This is a genomic window from Micromonospora sp. LZ34 (assembly GCF_052981855.1).
Map to the genome: position 1 here is coordinate 21634 of NZ_JBRIQN010000024.1, position 7788 is coordinate 29421.

The 7788-nt window shown below is 75.4% G+C and carries 1 protein-coding gene; it reads right to left on the reverse strand.

Annotation, left to right across the window (positions count from 1 at the left end):
• Nucleotides 1-5: 5 nt before the first annotated feature.
• Nucleotides 6-7778: a hypothetical protein gene (locus ACVCAH_RS23525; RefSeq protein WP_447138358.1), complete on the reverse strand. Its 7773-nt coding sequence runs from the start codon at nucleotides 7776-7778 to the stop codon at nucleotides 6-8.
• Between the last annotated feature and the right edge of the window lie 10 nt (nucleotides 7779-7788).

Sequence of the window (7788 nt, forward strand, 5' to 3'; positions counted from 1 at the left end):
GTGGGTCAGAGGTTGTTCTCGATGGCCTGCGCGGCGTCGTGGACGTGGACGCCGGCCGTCGTGACGTTGCCGGTCGCGGCGACGCGGCTGCCGCCGACGACGACCATCGAGTGCCGGCGCGGGTCCGGCGGCGGTGGCGGGACGGCGATGATCGGCGGCCCGACCGGCGTGAACTTGCGGTTGCGCAGCAGCATCGCGAGCAGGTTCTCCACGGGGTGCGCCCGCTCGACGCGCTCGGTGACCGTGGGCCCGACGTCGACGACGCCGGTGATGACCGCGAGCCCCCCGGCGAGCGCGGCGGTCTGGTCGCCGCCGGCGCGGGCCAGCTGCGTCTGCACGAGCGCCCGCGCCTGGTGCGCGGGCAGCCCGGCGCTGACCGCCATCCCGTAGAGCTTCGCCGAGCCGGGCAGCTCCCTGTTCTCCAGGATCGTGTTGGAGACGACGAAGGCTCTCTCGACGTCGGCGTCCGGCGGTGCGGCCGTCACCGCGGGCTCGGTGTCCCCGGCGTCGCCGCTCTCCTCGGCCGACCGCGCGGCCGGTCCACCCGTGACGACCGGCCCGGCAACCGTTGGGCGCTCCAGGACCGGACCCGCCGTTCCCCGCTCGAATCGGAAGATCTTGTCCCGCGCGCCGAACGTGAGCACGTTCGCGACGCCCGGCCCCGTGACGAGCTTCTGCTGCTTGGCGAAGAGGTTGAACGTCGCCTCGGCGTCCTCGCTGACGTCGCGGTACGACGTCTCGACGGTGGTGTCCAGGGCGTTGAGGACGGCCTGCTCGTCGAGCTTGAGGTTCATCGTCGCCTGCGGGCCGACCTTCACCTGGAGCACCAGATCGCTGAACTTCCCCAGCTCTGGGTGCACCGGGATGAACGGCGGCGGCGGCGGTGCCGGAGGTTCCGCACCGGCGGCGACGTTGCCCTGCACGCCGACTAGGGACTTTCCTGCACGTAGGACGACGACGTTCGTCAGTCCCAGGCACTCGCAGCGGTTCGACGCGAAGACCGTCGTGTCCACGCCCCGCAGGTAGACGGCACCGGTGGGTGCGGTCGACTCCAGCTCATTGCCGACGACGGTCGCGGACACGATCGCGCCCTGGGCCAGCAGGAGCAGCGCCGGACCGGCCGCGACGACGTCGTTGCCGGCCACGTGCACGGCGCGCCGCACGAGTGGCACCGGCAGCACGAACGGCGGCGGGAGGCGCAGCAGGAACTCCACCAGCGGCTCGAACCGCGCGGTCGGGGCGGTGGCCACCCACTCGTCGGCGCGGTTCTGCGGCAGGTCCACCGACGGCGGGGGCGGTGGCGGCATCGTCGTGACGGTGACCTCCGGCCGCGTCGAGCGGGTGGCGAGTCGGAAAGCTCCCACCCCGAAGGTGCCACCGCCCGCGAAGGCACCGGCGCTCGCACCCAGCCCGGCCGCGAGGAGCTCGTCCGCCTGGGAGAGCACGCCCGCGCCCGGGGTGAACACGCCGCCGCCCGGCTGCGGGAACGGCTTGTTCACCGGCAGCGGCTCGACGTCGAGCGCCGGCCGCCGCGCCAGGCCGTGCAGCACGCTCGGCGTGACCTCGTCGACGAGCACCGCCAGGCCCGCGCCGCCAGCGTCGCCGCCGGCGTGCCGGACGAGGTTGCCGCGCACGGTGACGTCCCCGCGCCAGTCGAGCAGTAGCTCGTGCACGGGGCCGCCGGAGCGGCGATTCCCGTTACCGTGCAGGCGGTTGTCGGCGACGAGCAGCGAGCCCTGCCCGGTGACCCGGACGACTGCCTGGCCGAGGTCGGCGCCGGACGTCGGCGCGGTGCCCGCGCACGCGGTCGCCTCGTTGCCGATGACCGACAGGGCACCCGTGCCGTCGGGTGCCAGCTCGAGCGCCGCGACAACGCCACCCGTCACCGTGTTGCCCTCGACCGCGAGCGTCGCGGCGGCAGCGCCGAGCGGCGCGAGCGGGTGTGCGGGCGGCGCGGTGACCGTGACGCCCGTGCGCGCGTCGTGGAACGCGTTGCCGCGCACGGTGAGCGCGCGCGCCACGCCCGCGCCGAACAGGCCGTCGGCCGCGTGCGCCTCGATCCGCACGCGCTGTAGCGGCGGCCGGACGGTCGGCCCGATGTCGAGGTAGCGCCGCAGGCCGCCCCGGACGGCGGCCAGCGTGCCGCGCAGCCGCGTCTCCCGCAGCACCTCGCTCACGGTCGACGGCGAGAGCACCGCCTCGTTCCCGGTGATCCATCGCGACACCGCGACCAGGCGGGTCTCCTCGTCGGCGCTCGGATCCAGCGCCCGGGTGACCGTCCCCGACAGCGCATACACGGCGCGCGCGTCGGGCACCGAGTTCGCGGCCTGCGCGGCGTGCAGGGACACCCGCTCCAGCGCATCCGACAGCACGTGGAGCGCCGCGGCGACCGCGTCCGGTCCCGGACGGGACGTGATCGTGGCCAGCGCAGGTCCGAGGGTCGCGAGCATCGACTCGCGCTCGCTCCCACGGATGCCCGCAGCGTCGATCTGCCGCCGCAACCCCTCGTCGAACAGCCGGGTGCCCTCCTCGCGGACGGCGTCGTCGGTCGTGTCCCGCAGCTGCAGCAGCAGCTCGGTGAGCGCGGCGAGCTGCTTGGCGTCCACGCCGTCGGTGGGCGTCGTCGCCGCGACGTCGGCCGGCTTGGTCACGGAGATCCCGGCCTTACGCGACTGGACCTCCTGCAGGTCACGCAGGTGCTGGCGGGCACGCGCGGTGTGCTCGGAACGCCGCTCGACGTCGGTGACCGCCTGCGCGATCGCCTGCCGGGCCTGGCGCGCCGGGCCCGCGAGTTCCGGGTCGGTGCCGACGAGGTTCACCAGCTGCCCCGCGCTCTGGCCGAGCAGCCGCAGGTTCCGCGTGGCGGCGGACTCTGTGTCGAGCGCGAGCCCCTGCACCCGGCGCTCCAACCCGTCCGCGGTGAGCGTGACGAGCTCGGCCTGGAACCGGGCCTGCTGCGCGGCGACGTCCTCCGTGCGCACCTGCACCCCGCCCGGCGTCCCGGCCGCGACCGCCCGCGCGGCGTCGAGGGTGCCGAGGAAGCGCTGAACGGACTGCCGGTCCGGCCGCCCGCCTGCCTGCCGCAGCAGGCGGAAGTCGTGGCGTACGCGGTCGGCCAGCGGCGGGTGGGCGCCCCGCAGGACGTCGGCCAGCGCCGTGGCGCCGCGTTCCAGGCTCGCGATCGTCTGCTCGTTGAGTTCCGCAGGATCGGGGACGTCGAGCGCCTCGATGCTGAGCCGCACGATGCCCTCGGCGACGTTGCGGTCGCTGCCCGACAGCACGCCGCCCGCCGCGGCGCGCTCGATCGACAGCCGCTGCCCCCGCCCCTCGGCGGTCGTGCCCAGGGCGGCGGCGAGCTGGAGGCGTGCCGCCGTCCGCGCCTGCTCGCTGCCGCTGCCAACGATCACGGCCTGCGCCTTGCCGGCGAGGTCGAGCTCGAGGGTCTCCAGGCCCTGCGTCAGCTCGGCGGCGCCCTCGAGCACGTCGGTCGCGGCGGACAGAATCCCCTCGGGGCTGCCGAGCACGGCGCCGTCGAAGCGCGCGGCGATGTCCCAGGCGCGCGCCGTCTCCTCGTCGGCCGCACCGAGCGCGGCCACCTTCGACAGCGTGGCGCGGACGTGGGTGGCGGCACGAGTGTGGTCGGCGGTGCCCTGCGCCTCCTGCATCTCGCCGATGCCGCCGGAAAGTTCCAGCGCCAGCCGGCGGCCCTCCGGCCCGGTTGCCTCGAGTGCCTGCGCGAGCGACTCCATCGCGGTGTAGATGCGGCCGCCGACGCGCTGGCGGACGGACCGGTCCCCGGCGGCGTAGTCCATGACCGACCGCCGCAGCGCGACGGCCGCGCCGTAGGTGTCGATGCCTTGCGCCCGGGTCGTCGCCAGGCCCATCGACCGCAGCACGTCGAAGATCGGCGGGCGTCCGGGTGCCGGCCCGGGCGGCACGTCGACGATCACCTGGACCGGCGCGAGGACGCGCCGCACGCGGTTGCTCTCCACGACGAGGTCACGGCCGCCGCAGGCCACGACGCCCGCGGTGCGGATACCCGCGCCGGGGCCGGCGAACCCGGGCGGCAGGGTGGGCGTCCCGACGTCCGCGACGCGGTTGCCGCGCACCTCGCTCTCTTCGACGAGGCTGAGCACGATGCCGCCGCGCAGGGTGGCGCGCTCGAGCCACCGCAGCACGTCGTCGATCGGGGCCTCCACGTCGCCGGGCGCCGCGAGCAGCGCGCTGAGGGCGTCCCGCGGCGAGGCCGTCGCGGGCAGGGCCAGGCCGCTGCGCGCCGACAGGTCGGCGACCGCGTCGGCCCCCCATGATAGGTAGCCGCGGGCGGTGGCCTCGACGTCGTTGTCCTCGATCCGCAGGCCGCCGACGGAGCCGCCGTACCCCCACGCGCGCACGCCGGCGTCGCCGAGGTCGCGCAGAGTGTTGCCGCGCACCCGGACGTCGAAGACCGGCTGGGCGCCGCCGACCAGGATGCCGGTGGCGAGCGAGCCCTGCCCCTCGACGCGGTTGCCGTTGACCTCGACGTCGTGCACCGGGCGGGGCACAGCATGGGCCTTGCCCGGCGCGGTGTGCTGGGCGACGATGCCGCTGCCGACGACGATGCCCGCCTGCAGGGCGAAGGCCACCGCGGGGCTGGGGCCGGGCAGCTCGACCCAGCAGTCCCTGATCCGGCCGGCGCTGCCGGTCACCTGGATCCCGGCGGTGAGCCCGTCCAGCGGGCGGTCCGGCGCGGCGACGCGGACCTCGTTGGCGGCGACGTCCACGCCGTCACCGGCGACGGAGATGCCGACGTCCCGGCAGCCGGTGACGACGTTGCCCGCGACGACGGAGGAGTCGGCGGCCTCCCCGGCCCGCGTCTCGGCGCGGTCCTGCAGCGAGATGCCGCGCGCGAAGCCGTCGATCCGGTTGCCCTCGACGACGAGCCCGTCGACGACGCCGTCGGCGACGCATACCCCGTCGGATGCCGAGCCGGAGGCGCGGATGTCGTTGTCGCTGATCTCCAGGCCGTGCAGGAACAGGCCCGACCGCGGCCACAGCACGAGGGACTCGGGGCGGAAGGACGTGCCGTACGGGGCGGCGACGACGCCCGAGGGCGCCTGCAGGCGGCAGCCGGTCACGCTCACGCCCTCGCACGCCCCGGCGACGAGCACCGCCGCGTTGACGACGCCGGGCAGCCCGGCCTCACGCGAGGTCACCGTCAGTCCCTCCAGGCGCACGTGCCGGCAGTCAGCGACCGTGACGACCCCGTGCGGCAGCGACCGCAGGACGGCGAGCTCGTCGGGCGCGACCTCCTCCAGCGGGCGGCCGGGTCGCTGCCGCTGGAGCCGCCGCAGCTGGGCGACCGTGGCGACGACGGCCTCGGCGCCGCGACCCTCGAACGGACGGATCTGCTTAAGCCGCGTCGCGAAGCCGGCGAGCAGGTCGACGGCAATGCCCGCGCCAGGCAGAAGATCCGACGGCTGCAGCGGACGTGCCGTCGTGTCGCCGCCGGGCGCGCCAGGCACGTGCGGCGCGAGCGTGTCGACGCCAACGGGCACGAGCGGCGCGGACGACTCCACGAGGTTCAGCCGTTCGAGCGACACCTCGCCGTCGAAGCCGCACCAGTCGAGGAAGAACGCGCCGCCGGCGCCGGTGATCTCCACGCGGGTGGCGTCGCCGTCCCCGAGGATGCGCACCCGGCTGCGGCCGCGCACGAGCACCGGGTGCTCCAGGCGGTACGTTCCGGCGCGCAGGTAGACCGTGCCGCCGTCGACGCCGAGCCGGTCGAGCGCGGCCTGCAGCGCCTCGTCGCCGGTCACGCCCTCGACGAGATTTTGATCGATGTCGCCGAAGGTACGGTTGCCGTCGCCGACGACGACCGTGAATGCCCCCGGCGACAGCTTGTGACGGCCGAGCTCGACGAGCCGGTCCCGGACCTCGTGTAGCGGCAGGAACCGGGTCCGCAGGTCCTCGAAGGCGCGCCCGGTCGGCGTCCAGGTGATCCGCGAGAGGGGCGCCCGCTCGTGCCGCGGCCCGTGGACCGGCGCATGGACGAGGGTCTCCACCACGCCGCGCGCCGCCCCGTCGGGGCTCGTGACGCGCGCGGTGAAGCTCCAGTACTCGCCGAGGCGGAAGTCCGACCCGGCGAGGGCGAACGTGATTCCGTCAGCGAGGTTGTAGCGGATGCCGTCGAGCAGCCAGTCCGCACCGTCCCAGCGCCGGACGGCGGCCGCGTCGGCGAGCACGAACGCGCGATCCAGGCCGCCGCCCGCGACGAGCGGCTCGGGGTCGGTGCTGACCGCGTGTCCGGCAGCCTCCAGCTCCAGCTCGCCGGTCGCGGCATCGACCGCCGCCAGCCGCCGAAGCACCGCGCGGTGAGACGCCCGGCCGCCGTCCAGGCGGCTGCGCTCGTCCTCAACGACGACGACGTCGCCGGCGACGAGGAGCTTGGCGTCCGCTGGGTCGACGAACACGGCGGCGGCTCCGGCGACGGCGTCCCGCACGAGGGGCGCGACGAGGGAGGCGTTCTCCCGCGACCAGCCGACGACGGGCCGCGCTAGGTGTGTGGCGAGCACCTCCACACGGACGTGGACGTTCTGCGAGCCCGTGTAGCCCTCGCCGATCGCGGCGTTCTCCGTGAACAGGCACCGGTCGCGGCACGGGTCGGGCGCCTCGGGCGGGAAGCGATCCGGCAGCTCGCCGGAGGGCACGTTGGTGGTGAGACGGCCGTCGCCGGTCGGGGTAGGCAGCGTCTCCGAGCCGCCCGGCCCGACGGGCAGCGCGCGCACCTGCGTCACCTTGCGGCTGCGGAACGCTGTCTCCTCGCCGGGCAGTGCGTCCTCGGCGAGGAACCGGTCCTGGAACCGGTGCCACGACCGCTCCCAGACGTCGACATAGACGACGTGGTGCCCGGCGGGTGCGCCGTCCGGTCCGGCCGGCGGCCGCTGCAGCGGCTCGGGATCGGGCAGGTCCGGCTGCAGGCTGTACCGCCAGTCGTGCTCGATGAAGGTCCGCAGGCCGCCGACGTAGAGGCGCCCGGCACCCATGAGCGTGCCGTTGCCGCCCCGGACGGCGACGTCGCCGCCGCCGAGGGCGGCGTCCTGCGCGAGCAGCGCGTCTATGTCGGTCTCCGCACGCGGCGGCAGGCCGCCCAGGCCCCAGCCGGTCAGGACGAGCGTCTGGCGGCCGTCGACGTCGCGCACGAGGGGCGCCAGCTCGGACCGTGCGATCCGCACGGTGATCCAGCCGGGTGCGGGCTCGCCGAGGCTGGCGACGGCGTGCTCGGTACCGTCCGCGTCCACGACGACGACACGCACGTCGACGATCTCGTCGTCCGTCGGCGGGCGCTCGAACCGCAGGTTCACGACGAGGGCGGAGGCCGCGTACGTGGCGCCGGCCGGGTGCAGCGGCACCGGCAGGCGCGCGAGGTCGATCGGCACCGGCAGCGTCCGCCGGACGGCGACGTGCCCGCGGGTGCGCAGCACGTGCGGCAACGTCTCCGGCTCGCGGCGGGCGAGGGTGAGCCGACGCGGGATGATGCGCTCGTCGTCGAGCGGCAGCCCCTCGGCGCTCCACCCGGCGAGCGTCGTGATCGGGTCGACCAGGTGGGTGTCGCCGATGGCGAAACCGTCGTCCGGCGAGCCCTCGGCAACGTCGCCGCTGCGGCGTCGCGCATCCGTGCGAGCCAGCACCACCTGCTCGTTGGTCTCGGAGTCCAGCCGCACCTGCCCCATGCGCTCGCGCACGCCGGTGAACCGGCGCCGCTCGTCGAAGCGCTCGCGGGATGTGTAGGCCTTCACGGCGCCCTCC